The sequence below is a fragment of the Collinsella sp. AF02-46-1 genome (assembly GCF_003465825.1).
Lineage (GTDB): Bacteria > Actinomycetota > Coriobacteriia > Coriobacteriales > Coriobacteriaceae > Collinsella.
Map to the genome: position 1 here is coordinate 23,014 of NZ_QSBV01000017.1, position 15,839 is coordinate 38,852.

16 protein-coding genes are annotated in these 15,839 nt (G+C 56.9%); 3 read left to right on the forward strand and 13 right to left on the reverse strand.

The features are described 5' to 3' along the window. Positions 1–17: 17 nt before the first annotated feature. Both DWV20_RS07820 and DWV20_RS07825 read right to left on the reverse strand, forming a co-directional pair. On the reverse strand, positions 18–236 hold the full coding sequence (locus DWV20_RS07820) for a hypothetical protein (protein WP_022094153.1): 219 nt from the start codon (positions 234–236) through the stop codon (positions 18–20). 21 nt (positions 237–257) lie between these two features. After that, positions 258–3,455 carry a hypothetical protein gene (locus DWV20_RS07825; protein ID WP_118256739.1) on the reverse strand — a complete coding sequence of 1,066 codons (3,198 nt, stop codon included), beginning with the start codon at positions 3,453–3,455 and terminating at the stop codon, positions 258–260. Positions 3,456–3,653: 198 nt separating this feature from the next. Here DWV20_RS07825 and DWV20_RS07830 point away from each other — a divergent pair, with 198 nt between their 5' ends. Beyond that, positions 3,654–4,676, forward strand: a complete 1,023-nt coding sequence (locus DWV20_RS07830) for a YafY family protein (protein ID WP_117584017.1) — start codon at positions 3,654–3,656, stop codon at positions 4,674–4,676. Continuing rightward, entirely contained in the window at positions 4,663–5,580 is a 918-nt protein-coding gene (locus DWV20_RS07835; protein WP_117584018.1) for a YafY family protein, read from the forward strand. Before DWV20_RS07830 ends, DWV20_RS07835 begins: the two co-directional genes overlap by 14 nt. Here the strand turns inward: DWV20_RS07835 and DWV20_RS07840 are convergent. Further along, a complete protein-coding gene (locus DWV20_RS07840) occupies positions 5,577–8,471 on the reverse strand; it encodes a helicase C-terminal domain-containing protein (RefSeq protein ID WP_118256740.1) in 2,895 nt (964 codons plus the stop codon). The two genes, DWV20_RS07835 and DWV20_RS07840, sit on opposite strands and share 4 nt — an antisense overlap. Continuing rightward, positions 8,465–9,430, reverse strand: coding sequence for a D-alanine--D-alanine ligase (locus DWV20_RS07845; protein WP_117655795.1), 966 nt, complete (start codon positions 9,428–9,430; stop codon positions 8,465–8,467). Before DWV20_RS07845 ends, DWV20_RS07840 begins: the two co-directional genes overlap by 7 nt. An 85-nt stretch (positions 9,431–9,515) precedes the next feature. Between DWV20_RS07845 and rlmN the strand changes: the two genes are divergently transcribed. Further along, complete coding sequence (rlmN, locus tag DWV20_RS07850; protein WP_117634727.1) at positions 9,516–10,568, forward strand: 23S rRNA (adenine(2503)-C(2))-methyltransferase RlmN; 1,053 nt, start codon at positions 9,516–9,518, stop codon at positions 10,566–10,568. A gap of 198 nt (positions 10,569–10,766) precedes the next feature. Here rlmN and DWV20_RS07855 read toward each other — a convergent pair whose 3' ends face one another. From DWV20_RS07855 to rpmH, 9 genes are all read right to left on the reverse strand, one after another. Further along, the gene (locus DWV20_RS07855) at positions 10,767–11,021 is read right to left on the reverse strand and encodes a hypothetical protein (protein WP_099432405.1); all 255 of its coding nucleotides are present in this window, start codon (positions 11,019–11,021) and stop codon (positions 10,767–10,769) included. Then, positions 11,011–11,916 (reverse strand): ParB/RepB/Spo0J family partition protein, encoded by a 906-nt coding sequence (locus DWV20_RS07860; RefSeq protein WP_199581804.1) that lies wholly within the window; start codon positions 11,914–11,916, stop codon positions 11,011–11,013. Before DWV20_RS07860 ends, DWV20_RS07855 begins: the two co-directional genes overlap by 11 nt. Further along, a complete protein-coding gene (locus tag DWV20_RS07865; RefSeq protein ID WP_118256741.1) occupies positions 11,909–12,709 on the reverse strand; it encodes a ParA family protein in 801 nt (266 codons plus the stop codon). Before DWV20_RS07865 ends, DWV20_RS07860 begins: the two co-directional genes overlap by 8 nt. A 134-nt stretch (positions 12,710–12,843) precedes the next feature. Next, the gene (rsmG, locus tag DWV20_RS07870; RefSeq protein ID WP_233502312.1) at positions 12,844–13,509 is read right to left on the reverse strand and encodes a 16S rRNA (guanine(527)-N(7))-methyltransferase RsmG; all 666 of its coding nucleotides are present in this window, start codon (positions 13,507–13,509) and stop codon (positions 12,844–12,846) included. Positions 13,510–13,677: 168 nt separating this feature from the next. Then, positions 13,678–14,247, reverse strand: a complete 570-nt coding sequence (locus DWV20_RS07875) for a R3H domain-containing nucleic acid-binding protein (RefSeq protein WP_022093802.1) — start codon at positions 14,245–14,247, stop codon at positions 13,678–13,680. Between the two features lie 44 nt (positions 14,248–14,291). Continuing rightward, on the reverse strand, positions 14,292–15,062 hold the full coding sequence (locus tag DWV20_RS07880; RefSeq protein WP_055251326.1) for a YidC/Oxa1 family membrane protein insertase: 771 nt from the start codon (positions 15,060–15,062) through the stop codon (positions 14,292–14,294). 29 nt (positions 15,063–15,091) lie between these two features. Then, entirely contained in the window at positions 15,092–15,316 is a 225-nt protein-coding gene (gene yidD, locus DWV20_RS07885) for a membrane protein insertion efficiency factor YidD (protein ID WP_022093804.1), read from the reverse strand. Then, entirely contained in the window at positions 15,313–15,651 is a 339-nt protein-coding gene (rnpA, locus tag DWV20_RS07890; protein ID WP_082435526.1) for a ribonuclease P protein component, read from the reverse strand. Before rnpA ends, yidD begins: the two co-directional genes overlap by 4 nt. A 20-nt stretch (positions 15,652–15,671) precedes the next feature. Continuing rightward, positions 15,672–15,806, reverse strand: coding sequence for a 50S ribosomal protein L34 (rpmH, locus tag DWV20_RS07895; RefSeq protein ID WP_019127408.1), 135 nt, complete (start codon positions 15,804–15,806; stop codon positions 15,672–15,674). Positions 15,807–15,839: the final 33 nt, after the last annotated feature.

Here is a 15,839-nt window from a genome sequence, read left to right on the forward strand (position 1 = left end):
CATGTAAATCGCCGTATCTACTCTGCAGACGAAGATCCACCATCAACGATTGCCTGCTCGGACTCAGGAATCCCATCGGCACCCGTGCTCTGTTCTTGCTCCACCTCTTCGCTGATTGCGGAGGCGGGGGTCGAGCCCTTCGCACCCACGATGTAGGCAGCCCCAAATCCTAACGCAATGGCGATCAAGGTCAAAATCACGTAGACAGGCCAATGGCGCTTAATATACGAAAACACGTTGACTCCTTAGAGCTCCGTCTACGAACGGCGGATAACCTCGGTCACGACCTCGGATACCGTGGCAATGTTCGTCGGGTTGACATTGTGGGGCAGGTCGTCCTCGGTACGAGCGCAAGCCAGGCGCGTGCCGTCCACGCCGGCGATGGTGAGGGCTCGGCGGCTCGCCTCGAGCGCGGCGTAGGCATCGGTCTTGGCATAGGGCATCTCGAGCGCGCCACAATCGACATGGAACGACTTGCACACCTTGCTGACCAGGTTCATGATGCGGCGATCGCCCTTGAGCAGCTGCTGTTCGCCCTCAACCGTCACCACCGAAAGCCTACCGGCGCCGACGGATTCAAGATTGATGAAGAATACGCCGCGGAGCTTATCGCGATGCGAAGCCAAGAAGGCCTTCATACCGGCGCCATCACAATCCGAGGCGCCCGTTGCCACAAACCAGATATCGTGACCGAGCAGCTCATCGTCACCCATAGAGGCGACAGCCGAGAGCATATCTTCGGAAGAAGCGCCGTCGGAAGACGTAGCGCCGCCCTTCCAGCCATCGTTATCGTCCTCGAAATTATCCCACGAACCGATGCCGCGACCGGACTTCTTGGCATCGTAATCGTCTTCGACGCCCAGCCAATCACTCATGCTGTCCTGTTCGTTTTTCTTTTTACAACCGAACAGGCCGCCCAGGCCGCGCTTGCGAGACTTGGGTGCCGCCGGGGCGGGAGCCGAAATGGTCTCGATCGGCTGAGCGCCCGACGCAACGGGCATAGGAGGCGCAACGGGTGCCGATGTGGGTTCGGGACCCTGAGCGGTAGCAAAGGGGTCGTTGACCTGTGCGGAGGGGTCGGGAAGGTCGAACAGCGACGTGCGAGACGCAACGTTTGCCTGCTTCATCGACGGCAGCGACGGATCGGGGACCGAAGCCAGCGGAGACGAGGAAGGTGCAGGCGACGGAGCTGACGCCGGATCGGGAACATTCATCTGCGGACGCGGCGATGCCTGGGAGGAAATCTGGGCCATAAGGGAATCGACCGTTTCGTCCTGGGTGGGAGCAACATCGGCAACCGTGGCACCGGAACCACTCGGGGTCGGCATGGTGAAAATCTGCGTGGAGTAAGGCCTCGACTCATCTGTCTCGGGAGCCTCGGAAACCGCAGGCACTTCCTCCTGCTCGACCTCGGTCGAATCATCTTGCTCGGCTGTTGCGTATTGCTCTTCGTCAGAGTTGGCCTCGACGGGCTCGTCCTCGGCGGCATCTTGGATTGCGGCAGCATCAATAGGCTCGTCATCGTCTGCCGCATCGCCCCGCTCATCGGAAACAGGAAGGGACTCGGCAATCGCGGTGCCTTGCTTTTCAAACGTTATCGTGGAATCGAACTGCGCGGCATCAAACGACATGGTGCTATCGACGTGCTGCTGAGCCTCGAAAGACGTCGTCGCCTCAACAACATCCGTGGACGCCGGTTGCTGGGACTCAAAGGACGTTGTAGCTTCGGCAGCGTCGACGGGCACGGACTGCATAGCCTCGTTCTGCTCGAGCTCTTGCGCCGCGCGCTCACGTGCCGCCTCGGCTGCCTGCTGCTGAGCGATAGCCTCCTGCTCGGCAGCCTCGCGTGCGGCAGCGCGCTTCTCCTCGAAATCGTCGACAAATTTCCTGCCCTTTGCAAGCGCACCCTTAAAGAAGTTGGAAGCGCCGGCGCCAATCGAAGAGAACGCGGATGCAATATCGGCATGGGGCGTTGCCGCGGGAATCTCGGCCGAGAAATCAGTATCGCTCTCGTAAGACGCACGCCTCGGCTGTTCAACGTAATCGTCGTCAGACTCGTCCGCAACGTCTTGCGCCGGCGCGGCGGGAGCCAAAATGTCCAGTCCTGCCGCGGGATCGATCGCGGACACTGCCTCGGGCTCGGCAACGGCAGCGGTAACCGCGGCAGACTCATCATCCACGGTGGCAACGGGCGCAGGCGCCGTCACGACGGGAGCAGGCTCGGCCTCAAACGTCGGCTCCTCGCCCTCCTCGTAATCGAGCGTGCAGGACTCGGGAAGCATTCCGAGCGCACGGATGGCATCCGAACCAAAGCGGATGTTGCCGGCGGCATTGCGATAGAGCTTGGGCTCGGGCTCGGCCGCGACAGGCTCCTCCGCCGGCTCGGCAGCGGGAACCTCGTCATTGAACTCTTCGGCCTGGACAGCCTGATTCTGATCCTCGGGCACAATGGCGCCAATCAGCGTCTCGTCGGCAGACGCACCCTCAAAGCCCGCGATCTGCTCGTCGAAAGCCTCACCCTGTTCGGGCTCGGCCGGAGCGTCGGGAGCAATCGGCTGACCGAACTCGTCCTCGGCGTAGGTAGGCTCTTCATACTCGATGGTGTTGCCGTAGTCGTTTTGCTGCTGGGCCGCGGCATACTCCGCCGCTGCGCGCGCCATTTCCTCGGCACGACGCTTCTGCTCCCCAAAATAGGTATCGAACGGAACATCGTCGGGAAACTCGTTTTCGCCCTGGAAGGGAGCAACGTTGTCCATAACGCCGAGCATAGCGGCGACAGAAGACTTGTTGCACACTGCGCCGGACGTATAGGGAAGAATGCGGCGGTTAGAGATGATGTTTGCCGCGTTGACAAGTGCAACGAGGGAAGCGAGGATCGCGACAATCCACAGCAGAACCTTGAGCGCGCCGGGGAGCGGCAGGATGCGCAGGATGGCAACGGCAGCAGGGGCAACCGTGGCAACGGGCAACAGCTTGGCGATGAGTGCACGATACGAAGCATAGGGCTCGCGGGCGAGCAGCTCAGCACGGGGAGAGTCGTAGTGTGCGACAACGACCACCGGGCGGTTGCGCGGAGATGCGAGCGGGCCCGAGGCCTTGTGGTAGGCGGTGACATTTTGGCTCACGCCCGTCTTGCCCAGGCGCGAAACCACGGGGTGGCCCGTGCGCTCGAGCACGTAGAGCACGGCACCGACAATGGCCAGCAAGGTGCCGACCAAGCCGATACCGCCGCCGATGCCCATCAGCAGGGCGCCGGCAAACGCAAGGATGCCGGTAACGGCAAATGCCAATCTACTGGGCGCCGGGGCATTGAACTCCTGAACCTCGGGATCAAAGCCGTGGTTGCGGAAGATCTGAGCGATATCCTCGGCAGCCAAGCGCTCTTCTTCGCTGCATGCCGGCGTAATGCCGGTGTTCTGCAGCAGGTGGTTAATATAGTTCTGGGTGTTCGCCATGTGCGCTCCACATCCATAATCCGACAAATAGGCCCAATGCTTGCACATTAGAACCGTATATAGTCGAAAGTATACCCCGAGCGAGCGCAAACGACCGAATTCGGGCCATCTTAACGCCCCGAGCGGACAAGGATATAGCCTAATCTCCATATCGGACTAAAATCATGGCAGCAAACCACCTTCTCATGCGAGGACTCTATGACGGCAAGCGACGCGACCGCGACAATTAAAAAGGGAAATTCGGAGCCCAGTTTCGATAAAACGGCTCAGCGCATCCTCAATCTTTTCTTTGTGCTCAACAGCTCCCCCGAACCGCTGACGACCGAGCAGATCGTCTTGGATTCTGACCTGGGATATGGCTCGGGCAATATCGACTCGGATAAGCGCAAGTTTCGGCGCGATCGTGACAAACTGCTCGAACGCGGCATCTTAATCAAGGAGGTTCGCCCCGCCGGCGCGCAGGAGACCGAGGAAAGCTCATGGACAATCGACCGCGAGCACACGTTTGCGGCAGGCGGCCTCATCACCGCAGACGACGCCGATATCCTGCTCAACGCTATCGACCAGACAATAGCGGCCGGCTCATCCACTTTTGCCGCGCCGCTTGCCGATATTCGTTCCAAGATTGCCTACCTCACCGGCAGGACGACGGCGGACGAAGCACCGATCCGCCGCTCTCCCACCGTCGATGCGGTATGGAGCGCCTTTGCCGAGCGATGCGCGCTGCGATTTTTATATCAGAACGGACGCGGTGAGCAGAAAGAGCGTACCGTCTGCGTCTACGGCATGTTCGAGCGCGAGGGCGTTGCGTACTTCTGCGGCCTCGACAATGCCACCGACGACATCAGGACATTCCGCTGCGACCGTATCGTTCGCGCTTGGCGTCCTTCGAAGGCCTACGCCATCCCTGCAGACTTCAATCTCAACGACTACCTGTTCTTTGAATTCGATTTTGCCGACCGCCCGCCCGTTGCGGCTACGTTCTCGTTCGCCCCGCAGACGCAGATCGATATGATCAACGGCCTCACGCGCGGGCGAGGTGAGCTCGCACACACCGATTCGGGATGGACTTGGACCGTTGCCGTGCGCGATCTTGAAGCCGCCGCCTCATTTTGCATGGCCCACGCCATGGACGGCATGAGGCCCATGGCCCCCAAATCGCTCAAGCAGGCGTGGAACCACCTCATTGAAAGGACGGTGCACGAGCATGCCCGTGCGTAAACTCACCAGCGAGCAGAGGCTCTCGCGCGCCATCGACATCATGGAGGCCCTCTACGCCGCCGGCGAGAGCGGCATGACACGAACCGAGATTTGCAGTCGCTTTGACATCACGGGGGCGTCGCTCGACGAGATTCTCGAGATCGTCTCGACGCTCGCGGACCGAGAATCGGGCGCGCGCATCATCTGCGAATGCCACGGCGAGCGTGTGGTCCTCACCGGTGACGCCGGTCGTGTGCTACCGCTGCGCCTGAGTGCCGCCGAGGGCGCCGTGCTCAACCACGAGCTTGAATCGTTGGGGATCGAGCCGCAGACGGCGGCTCGGATTCGATTTGCTCTTCTACCCGAAGAGCTCGGCTATAACCAGCGCGTCTTTGACACCGTCAACCACGGGTCGCACTGGCAGCAGCTGAGCTGCGCCATTCAGGACGGCGTTCGCTGCCGTATCTCGTATCGCTCGATGGACGATGCACGGCCACGCGAGCGTCTGGTCGACCCCTTGCGCATTACGGCAAACGGCGACCAAACATACCTGATTGCCTGGGACATCGCAGTCGATGAGCAGCGCACCTATCGCATGGATAAAATCGAGGGACTCGCCTTAACGGAAGACTCCGTCGTGCCTCACGCACCGGACGTCGCATCCCTCCACGATTCCCTTGCCCGGACGCAGCGCAGCGCAAAGCTCTTGATGCCATTCGATATGGCGGAGCATCTGGACTGGGCCGGCATCACCCTAATCAAGCGCAGCGGGACAGACATGGCAACGGTAACCGTACATTACGGCTCCGAGCGTTGGCTGCTGAGCCAGATAATCGCAGCGGGCGGAGCCATCCGCATCTTGGATGACCCCGCCCTGTCAAAGCGTCTGTGCGATATGGCAAAAACCCTCGTCTGTCCGCTTTAGCGCCGCCGCTCGTGGCGTGCACGCCACAGCTGTAGATAGTGCCCAATCTGCGCCGATTCGATGCGCTGGTAGGAGCTCGTGGGCAGCGACGTTAAGAACTTCTTGCCATAGCCCTTCGTCACCAGGCGAGGATCCGCCAAGATCAGCACACCGCTATCGGTCGACGAGCGAATCAAACGCCCCGCGGCCTGCTTAACCTCGAGCACCGCCTCGGGCAGCGAATAGCGCGCCCATGCGCGGTCTTCGCGCAGGTTGCGCTCGCACGAGAGCGGGTCCGTGGGGCTTGAGAACGGCAACTTGGGAATGATGACGCAGCGCAGCGTCTCGCCGCTGGCATCAAACCCCTCCCAGAAGGCCTTGAGCGCAAAAAGCGACGAGGTCGGTTCGTTGATAAACCGGTCGCGCAGGCGACGAGGAGATGAGTTGCGCTGCTGGCAGTTGAGCTCCAGACCCGCACGGGCCATCTTGGGCTCAACGCGGGCGTATAGGTCCTCCATGTCGCGCCGATTGGTGAACAACGTGAGCACCGATCCGCCCATGGCAAGATGGGCGTCGACCAGTACGCGCTCGAGCGCCGTAAGATAGCTCTCACGATCGCGCGGATCGGGGATATCGCCCGCAACGACTACAGCCATGTTCGAATCGAAGTCGTAGCTCGAATCCAAGTGCAGCGATGACGACGTTGAAGCACCGATGCGATCAAGGCCGACCGCATGGTTAAAGTGCTCAAAGCTTTTGGACACCGTCATGGTCGCCGAGGCAAAGATAGCCGTGTGAACCTCGGGTAGCCACTCGGTTGCCAAAGCCTCGCCAATGTCGATGCGCTCTGCGGTCATCGACTCTCCGCCGGCACGAAGTCTGCGATTGACCTGCAGCGAATACACGTAGTGCTCATCGGTGCCATCAATGATGAGTTTGAGGTTCTCGGCCAGCTCGTGCAGGCGGCGCGAGATATCACCCAGGTCGACAACAACCTCGGGCTTGTCGGCGGCGACGGCTTGCACCAGCGCGTCGACGCTCTTGTCAGCTTGTTCCAATGCGTCGATGCCAGTGTAGGCCGACTGTAAGAAATCATGCCAGTCGTCTGATTCGCGCAGCTCGGGGCCAATCCATAGATTGGCATTGTCATAACCCCCACGCGCACGGCGGCCGAGCTCGCGAACGCCATCGAACACGTCGGCGATTGCCATGCTCGCGCGGGCAACCGTCGACGTCGCCTTGGCAGTAAGGCCCAGATAGAGCGTAGAGCCCTCGGAGGTTGCCAAATCACGGGAAACCTGGCTTAGCGCGCCGGTGCTCGAGCCACCCAGGCGCTCGAACAGGACGCGTGATTCGTCCGCCGACACCACGCGCGCCCACTGACGGCGCGCCTCGCGCTCGATGGAATGGGCCTCGTCGATTACCCAATGACGAATCGGCGGCAAAATCCTGCCCTCGGCCGCGACGTTGCGGAACAGCAGGGAATGGTTGGTGACCACCACATCGGCATGCGCCGCACGACGGCGAGCGCCGTGGACCAAACATTTATCAGGGAAAAACGGGCAGAGGCGACGAGCACACTCGCGCGAGGCCGTCGTAAAGTCGGGACGGTTGACGCTGCGCCACCGAATGCCGAGCGAGTCGAGGTCGCCATCGGCTGATTGGCAGACGTACGCCATAATGACCGCGACCGCCGTGAGCGTGTCCGCCGGATCGCGCTTGGTGGTAATCTCGACCTGGCCGCGGCTCATGCGCTCAAGCTTGCGCAGGCACGGATAGTGGTCATACCCCTTGAGAGCGCAAAATGACAGACCACCGTCCAGTTGCTCCGCAAGTTTTGGCAGCTCATGGTACATGAGCTGGTCGGCAAGATTGTTCGATTTGGTCGCAATACCAACCGTGATGTTGTTACGGCGTGCTGCCTCGGCAAAAGGCACCAGATAGGCCATCGATTTGCCGACGCCGGTGCCTGCCTCAATTACTCGATGAGTGCCCGTGACCAGCGCATCGCGGACCTCGAGCGCCATCGCGATCTGCTCATCACGCGGCTCGTAGGTGGGATACATGCGATTGACCAGGCCACCTGGCGCATAGTCTGCCTCGATCTCCTCACGACTCGGCATCTTGAGAACCGGCAGTTCATCGGCGTCCACCCGATCGTCGGCGCGATCGGCCTTGAGAACGTCAGCACGAGCGGCGCTGAGAGAGAAGATGGAACCAGGGTTCTGCCCTGCCAAGAATGAGAAGATAGGACGATAGGACCAAGGCACGTCCGGATGCATGTCGGCTAGGCGCGCCATGAGGCCCTGGGGCAAGTCGGTGAGCGCCACGAGCAACACGCGCCATACGCCACACAGGGCGTCGACGTCGGCATTGGCACGGTGTGATACCGAGTCGCAGCCAAACAGATCGGCCATAAAAGACAGCTTGTGCGAGGCCAGGCGCGGAAGCGCGATGCGCGACAGCGCCAGCGAATCGATCCAAATATCGCTCACGTTGACGCCGCCTTTGACCGACTCGATAAACGAGCGGTCGAACGTGGCGTTGTGTGCGATCACCGGACAGCCACCGACAAAATCGGCGAGAGCGGCGACGGCCTCAACCGCCGACGGGGCATCTGCAACATCGGCATTTGTAATGCTCGTGAGCTCGGTAATCTCGGCGGGAATCAGCTGCCTGGGATGCACGAAGGTATCGAAGCGGTCGATGACCTCGCGGCCCGAAAGACGGGCCGCCGAGATCTCGATCAGCTCGTTGTCCTGCACCGAAAGACCCGTGGTCTCGGTATCGAGGATAATCACATCTTCCTCGATGAGGCCGAAGGACTGCGTTTTGGCGCGGTCGGCAAGCGTGGCATAGGAGTCGATGACAAACTGCGGCGTTCCTGACGAAACCGCGTCCTCGATTAGCATGCAATGCCCGCTCGACGAAGGCCCATACGGATCAGGCTGTCACAGACCTGCGGGAACGTCATGTCGTCGGTGTGGCGGATCTCATCCGGATACAGCGACGTATCGGTCATGCCGGGAATGGTATTGGTCTCGAGGATAACGGGGCCGTCCTCGCTCACAATAAAGTCGCTGCGCGAGATACCCAGGCAACCGAGGGCCTTGTGAGCGGCACAGGCAAGTTCCTGAGCGCGAGCGTAATTCTCGGGTGAAATCTGCGCCGGAATGCGATGGATATCCGTAGGGTCGACATACTTCACGTCCAGATCGTAGAACTCGCAGTCCTCGGGCTTACGAATCTCGACAATCGGCAGGGCGCGCACGTCATCTTCGCCGTATACGCCGACGGTGACCTCGGTACCCTCGATGCACTTCTCGACCAGCACTTTGTCGCCGTACTCAAACGCCTTGGCGATTGCCGCGGGCAGCTCGGAGGGCTCATGGACCAGGGAAATGCCATAGCTGGAACCGTTGACGGCCGGCTTCACAAAGCAGCGCTCGCCACAAACCTCGACGATATGATCGATATCGACTTCGTCGCCCACCTCGAGCGCAAGGCCGGGGGCAATGGGAATGCCCGCCTTGGCGTATAGGAGCTTAGAGACCTCCTTGTCGGCACCGCAGGCGCTGGCAAGTACGCCCGAGGCCGTGTAGGGGATACCCAGGGTCTCCATGGCACCCTGCATGGCGCCATCCTCACCGCCGGCGCCGTGCATGGCGATAAATGCCACATCGAATCCGCCGGTCGCCATGGTTACCATAAAGTCATCAGCGGCCGTGTCAAGCAGCTCCACCGAGGTGTAGCCGGCTTCCTTCAGTGCCACCACAACGTTCTTTCCCGAATCGAGCGAGATCTCGCGCTCGGCGGAATGACCGCCCGCCAAGACCGCTACGTGCATGTTCTCTAGGCTTTTACCCGGCATGGGCAGACTCCTCCTCTATAATTTCTGCAGCTGATACCATATTGTAGCGATACCCTCTACGTTTCCCCAAAATCGAAAGGCTTCCATGAATCCCAAGACTAAATCTCAGGACATTCGCGACTTGAGCCAAAACGATATTCGCGAGCTCGTGGCCGAACTTGGCCAGCCCGCCTTCCGCGCGAAGCAGCTCATCGAATGGGTCTTTGAGAAGAACGTTTGTTCGTTTGACGATATGACCAACCTTCCCAAGGCTTTCCGTGAGCAGCTTAAAGAGGCTTTTGCCTTTGATACGCCGACTGAACTCACCAAGCAGGTTTCCAAAGATGGCTCGCGCAAGTATCTGCTCGAGTACCACGATGGCATTTCCGTCGAGACTGTCGGCATGCCCCGTCGTAACAAACTTTCCGTCTGCGTTTCCACCCAGGCAGGCTGCGGCATGGGCTGCGCCTTTTGCGCTACCGGTCTCAACGGCCTCAAGCGCTCTCTGACCGCTCAAGAGATCGTCGACCAGGTGCTTCATGTATCCAACGACTTTGGCGAGCGTGCCACAAGCGTTGTCTTCATGGGCCAGGGCGAGCCGTTTGCCAACTACGACGAGGTTCTCAAGGCATTGCGTATCCTCAACGACCCCGATGGTATCGGTATCGGCGCTCGTCACCTCACCGTCTCTACCAGCGGCGTTATTCCCGGTATTCGCAAATTTGCCGACATCCCCGAGCAGTTCACGCTTGCCGTTTCCCTGCATTCCGCCATCCAGTCGACGCGCAATAAGCTCATGCCCGGTGTTAAGAAGTACACGCTGCTTCGCCTTCACGAAGCGCTTCAGCTCTACACCGAGAAGACTGGCCGCCGCCCGACCTATGAGTATGCCATGATCGAAGGCGTCAACGATACGAATCCCGAGATGCAGGCACTCTGCGACTTCTGCGAGGGAACGCTGTGCCACGTTAACCTGATTCAACTAAACGACATCGAGGGCAGCCCGCTCAAGCCGTCGCCGATTCATAAGGTTGAGGATCTTCAGCGTCGTCTTGAGTCCCGTGGCATCGAGACCACGATTCGTAACTCCCGTGGTAACGATATTGACGCCGCTTGCGGACAGCTGAAACAGCGCTTCAAAGTTCAGAAGAACGCTTAGGGGAGTCTTACTCCAAAACGTTTCATGTGAAACATCGAACGGCCCCGGTTGCAGGATATGCAACCGGGGCCGTTTCATTATTGACATCAATTTTGGACCAGCTGCTACCTTTCCCATTATTTACGGACAAAATAAGGGGCCCTTGTCTCATGAATCAGACAAGGGCCCCTTAAAAAATGCAGGGTAATTGTTAGGTACCTAATAGCCTACATTTTCCCATTGGTTGCTAACCCAACCTTGATTAATCTTAGGATTTTTCGTTACCTGAGCAGTGCGCATGGCAACATCTTCTGTCATAACATCCATTTTCTTCTTTGACGTATCAACGATATCTTGCGCGCCACGAAGCAAACGACCTCGAAGTTCATCGTCTGTCGCGATCTTATAGCCAGCAAAGGCACCAGCCGCGACAGTCGTCGCCAATGCAATCGCAGTAAAAATCTTATTCCTCATCTTGGCCTCCTTGATCAAACTGAATCATTTCACCAAGAATACGAGAGAGCTCTTCCTCGTCTTTAAACTCAATCTCAATCTTATTCTTTCCACGCGAGCTCTTCACACGAACGTTGGTATTAAATACCTGACGAAGTACACGCGCAGCCTTTTTAAAAGACTGAGGCGTTGCAGGCCGTGGCGTCTTAGTTGTCTCTCCGGCAGAAAACAATGGAGCAAGATTTTCTGTCGCTCTTACGGAAAGGCCCTCCGCAACAACCTTCTCTGCAAGTCGAATTCGTGCGTCCTCATAGGGAACTGCAAGAATCGTACGTGCATGTCCAGCAGTAAGTTTACCCTCAAAAATCATCTGCTGAACTACTTCGGGGAGATCGAGAAGGCGCAGCGAGTTTGTAATTGCAGAGCGTGACTTGCTTACTGCTTTCGACAATGCCTCCTGGGTCATACCGCTGGCATCGATAAGCTGGCGATAGCCCTTAGCCTCTTCGACGGGATTCAGATCAGAACGCTGAAGGTTTTCGATAAGAGCAAGAGCCAGCATCTCTTCATCATTAACATCTTTAATGATGACAGGCAGTTCCTCAAGACCAGCAAGCTTTGATGCCTGATACCGACGCTCACCAGCGATGATCTCATAGCCGTATCCATGCTTGCGAACCAAGAGCGGCTGCAAAACGCCATGCTCTTGGATTGACTCGCTCAACTCGCGAAGTTCAGTTTCATTAAAATGAATTCGCGGTTGATTAGGGTTGGGAACGATATCCTCAATAGGTAGTTTTGTTACAGATGCGGCATTTGAAGCAGATACAGCAGAACCACCGGTCTCATACTCGGCCTCTGAGACCAAAGCATTGAGTCCACGTCCCAATCCGCCACGTTTCTTTACGCTAGGCACGCTTGATCACCTCTTTTGCAAGGTTCATATACGCTTTTGCACCCTTATTTTGAGGTGCATAGGTAATTACCGGTTCTCCAAAAGACGGAGCTTCGGAGATTTTAACCGTACGGGGGATTAGCGTCTTAAATGCCTTATCACCAAAGTACGATTGAACCTCCTCAACAACCTGATTCGATAGAGAAGTACGCGAGTCATACATGGTCATAAGCACACCATAGGTGTCTAAGCCCTTGTTCAGACGTGATTTGACCATCTTCATTGACTCTAGCAGCTTCGTAACGCCCTCGAGTGCGTAGTACTCGCACTGGATCGGAATCAAAACGCTGTCTGCTGCGGTCAAGGCATTGATAGTAAGCAGGCCGAGCGAAGGAGGACAGTCAATGAAAATAAAATCGAACTCGTTCTGAATCGGCTCAAGCAAATCTTTGAGGCGGGTTTCACGAGCAATTGCGCTTACGAGCTCAATTTCGGCACCTGCAAGCTGAATCGTAGCTGGAATTACGAATACCTTTTTGCAATTTGTATCAAGAACAAGCGATTCTGCCGGCACATCATTCAACAATGCATCATAGATGCAGCGATCAAGGTCTTCTTTTTCAATTCCAAATCCACTGGTGCTGTTTCCCTGCGGATCAAAATCGACAATCAGTGTCTTACGACCCTGCTCACCCAGTGCTGCTGCAAGGTTCACAGCCGTCGTTGACTTACCGACGCCGCCTTTTTGATTGATGATTGCAATGATACGCATGTCTTTTGCGCTCTTAGAACGCTTAACGTCGCGAAATCCCACGGTCCCTCCTGGTGTGTATTAAAGCTGTCAAACGGAGGATGTTTCACGTGAAACATTCCGATTCGATATCAACCGCCATGTTTCACGTGAAACACTGCAAGTTGTTAGTATCCATTATGTTTCACGTGAAACATCTAGGCAAGCGGATTCTTCTTTGCCATGCCATTTGCACGAGGCAATGAAACGGATGCCGGATGACTCTTTTTAAGAACAATGAACTCCCTGTGGCCCAAGCCCTCAGGCAAATCGATTGCGTCATTCAGAAGCAAAGTGAAGCCGCAAATCTTAGCTGCTGACATGCCGGAAGCAAGCTCCTCATCCGAAGGATTACCCTTGGTGATAACAAATAGCCCTCCGTCTTTGAGGAACGGAGCAGCATACTCAACAAGAATCGGTAGAGGGGCAAGTGCGCGGGCGGTTACGACAGAAAACTGCTTCTTATGGCTTCGAGCATATTCTTCAAGGCGATCATGAACCGCATGAGCATGTTTCAATCCAAGAACATCAACAAAAGAATTGACAGCATCAACCTTCTTACCAACAGAGTCAATATAAGTAGCTTTACGATGCGTGGTTATGGTTAACGGAATACCAGGGAAGCCCGCACCTGTTCCCATATCGAGCAAAGCTCCCTCAGGAGCCTTATTGATATAGGGGAGCAAAACAAGTGAGTCGAGGATATGAAGTACCGCAGCATCTTCTATGTTAAGAATACGGGTGAGATTGGTTGTCTTATTTGTTTCCAGAACCAAATCCAAATGTTGAATACATTTCCTCAGCTCAGTATCAGTTACGCTCAAGGAATACTCTTTGCAATAGGAAGTTAGACGACTCAACATCTCGTCAGCCTGCTGATCAGTAAGTACTAACAACGAAAGCTCCTTTCTGACAAAAATCAGTGTATCGAGAACTTTTGACAAAAAAAGGGGACGTGGAAACCACGTCCCCTTAGCATAAGCTCGAGTAGATTATCGAGCAACAATCACCACATGGCGATCGGGGTCAGAACCCTCAGAATGAGTATCGACGGCGTCATTGCCACGAAGTGCAATGTGAACCAGTCGGCGCTCGTAGGCATTCATGGGCGGAAGCGAAACACTCTTATGAGTGCGGATGGCACGCTCGGCAGCAGACTGAGCCATGGAGGCAACCTTGTCCTGACGGCGGCTCTTGTATCCCTCGACGTCCACTACAACCGGATACCTAAAGCCGAGCTTGCGGCTCACCAGCAATGAGAACATAACCTGAAGGGCATCAAGGGTGCGACCATGACGGCCAATGAGAACAGCAAGGTCGGGAGCCGTTACATCCAGAATCAGCTCACCCTCGTCGCCCTCATACTCATCGATAGGAGAGTTGGCGGCATCGAAGTGCGAAAGGATGGAACGCAGGATGGAAATCGCGACATCGGCAATGGTGTCGAGCTCCTCGTCGGTCAGCTCTTCACCAGCCTTGTAGCGCTGTGCAATCTCGGGATAATCGCCCGCGACCTGCGGGGCAACCTCCTCAAGCATATCCTCGATGATCTCTTCAGACATAACGTACTCCAAAAGTTAGGTACCTAAATAAGATTGATATCCCACTACTTCTTCTTGTGCGGGCGCGGCTTCTTCTCGCGACGAGTAACCTCAACCTGCAGCGGCGCGTTCTTAAGGCGCTCCTCCTCATCGGCCTTCGCCTTGTCGATGACCTTCTGCGTCACAAAAATCTGCTGGATAACCTGCCAAGCAGACGAGACGTCGTAGTACAGCAGAACACCAACGGGAAGGCTCCAGCCCATCCAAAGCATCATGACCGTCATGACAACGGCCATCATACGCATGCTCTGAGCCTGCTGGCCGGTCTGGTTGCGCGACATATAGAGCTGCGGAATCAGGGTCAGGACAGCGAACAGGATCAGGCAGACCAGCGCAGGCAGCGCGACCATAAAGCCATCGGCAAAGGAGGCACTCGGCGTGGTGGTCAGGTCGGGCAGAATATTAAAGAACGAAAACGTGCCGTCGTTAAAGTAGTCCGGCAGGTTACGCAGCAGCGTAAATAGGGCGAACAGGACAGGCATCTGAATCAACAGCGGCAGACAACCAGCCATCGGGTTGAACTTGTTCTCGCTGTAGAACTTCTGCATTTCCTCGGCCTGACGCTGGGGATCGTCGGCATAGCGCTCCTGGATCTCGAGCATCTTGGGCTGCAGCACCTGCATGCGTGCCGTCGACTTAGTCGACTTGAGCATAAGCGGCGTCAGCAGCAGACGGATGATGACCACCAGGATGATAATGGACAGGCCCCAGTCGACCGCAAAGGTCTGGATGAGCTTGAGCAGCTCGAAAAGGATGTTAACGATCCAATCCCACATGTAAGTTTTCCTCCGATAGCGAGTGCCCGCTAGGGCACAGGGTCATAACCGCCGACGTGCAGGGGATTGCAGCGAGCGATGCGCCTCACGGCAAGCCAGCAGCCTCTCAAAACACCGTACTTCTCAATCGCCTGGACGGCGTATTGCGAGCACGTTGGGTAATAAATGCAGGCGTCAGGCAATAAGGGCGAAATAACCTGTTGATATATGCGAATAGGAGCGATGGCAACACGTCGCAAAACGTGATTGCTCATCGCTCCTCCCCGGCAACGCCGGCGCGTTTCATAAGCGAACGCAATGCATTGTCCATCTCCTGCGGCGAGGAAACCCTCGTCTTGGGAGTTGCGAACAAGATGATGTCATAACCCGCAACGGGAAATCCACAGCTGCGGGCGGCCTCGCGCATCACACGCTTAGAACGGTTGCGCACGACAGCACAACCGAGCCGTTTAGCACCAACGAAGGCGACCCTTCCGGAGTCGCCTTCGCCAACCGATTCACATATGGTCATTCGAATCAGAGGGTGATTGAAACGACGCCCCTGACTGAACACATGCTCGAAATCTTGCCGAGACTTAATAGTCTTCATGCGAGATGTGTGTATCGCTGCTAGACAGTGAGACGCTTGCGGCCCTTGGCGCGACGACGGGCGAGCACGGCACGACCACCCTTAGTGGCCATACGGGCACGGAAGCCATGGGTCTTGGCACGCTTACGCTTATTAGGCTGATACGTACGCTTCATCTTAAGTTCCTCCTGCTGCATTTCGAGTGTCCG

What these genes read in the sequence shown, in the direction of transcription:
- DWV20_RS07825 (WP_118256739.1), bottom strand. Translation starts at nt 3,455, where the DNA reads ATGGCGAACACCCAGAACTATATTAACCACCTGCTGCAGAACACCGGC.
- DWV20_RS07830 (WP_117584017.1), top strand. Translation starts at nt 3,654, where the DNA reads ATGACGGCAAGCGACGCGACCGCGACAATTAAAAAGGGAAATTCGGAG.
- DWV20_RS07835 (WP_117584018.1), top strand. Translation starts at nt 4,663, where the DNA reads ATGCCCGTGCGTAAACTCACCAGCGAGCAGAGGCTCTCGCGCGCCATC.
- DWV20_RS07840 (WP_118256740.1), bottom strand. Translation starts at nt 8,471, where the DNA reads ATGCTAATCGAGGACGCGGTTTCGTCAGGAACGCCGCAGTTTGTCATC.
- DWV20_RS07845 (WP_117655795.1), bottom strand. Translation starts at nt 9,430, where the DNA reads ATGCCGGGTAAAAGCCTAGAGAACATGCACGTAGCGGTCTTGGCGGGC.
- rlmN (WP_117634727.1), top strand. Translation starts at nt 9,516, where the DNA reads ATGAATCCCAAGACTAAATCTCAGGACATTCGCGACTTGAGCCAAAAC.
- DWV20_RS07855 (WP_099432405.1), bottom strand. Translation starts at nt 11,021, where the DNA reads ATGAGGAATAAGATTTTTACTGCGATTGCATTGGCGACGACTGTCGCG.
- DWV20_RS07875 (WP_022093802.1), bottom strand. Translation starts at nt 14,247, where the DNA reads ATGTCTGAAGAGATCATCGAGGATATGCTTGAGGAGGTTGCCCCGCAG.
- DWV20_RS07880 (WP_055251326.1), bottom strand. Translation starts at nt 15,062, where the DNA reads ATGTGGGATTGGATCGTTAACATCCTTTTCGAGCTGCTCAAGCTCATC.
- yidD (WP_022093804.1), bottom strand. Translation starts at nt 15,316, where the DNA reads ATGAGCAATCACGTTTTGCGACGTGTTGCCATCGCTCCTATTCGCATA.
- rnpA (WP_082435526.1), bottom strand. Translation starts at nt 15,651, where the DNA reads ATGAAGACTATTAAGTCTCGGCAAGATTTCGAGCATGTGTTCAGTCAG.
- rpmH (WP_019127408.1), bottom strand. Translation starts at nt 15,806, where the DNA reads ATGAAGCGTACGTATCAGCCTAATAAGCGTAAGCGTGCCAAGACCCAT.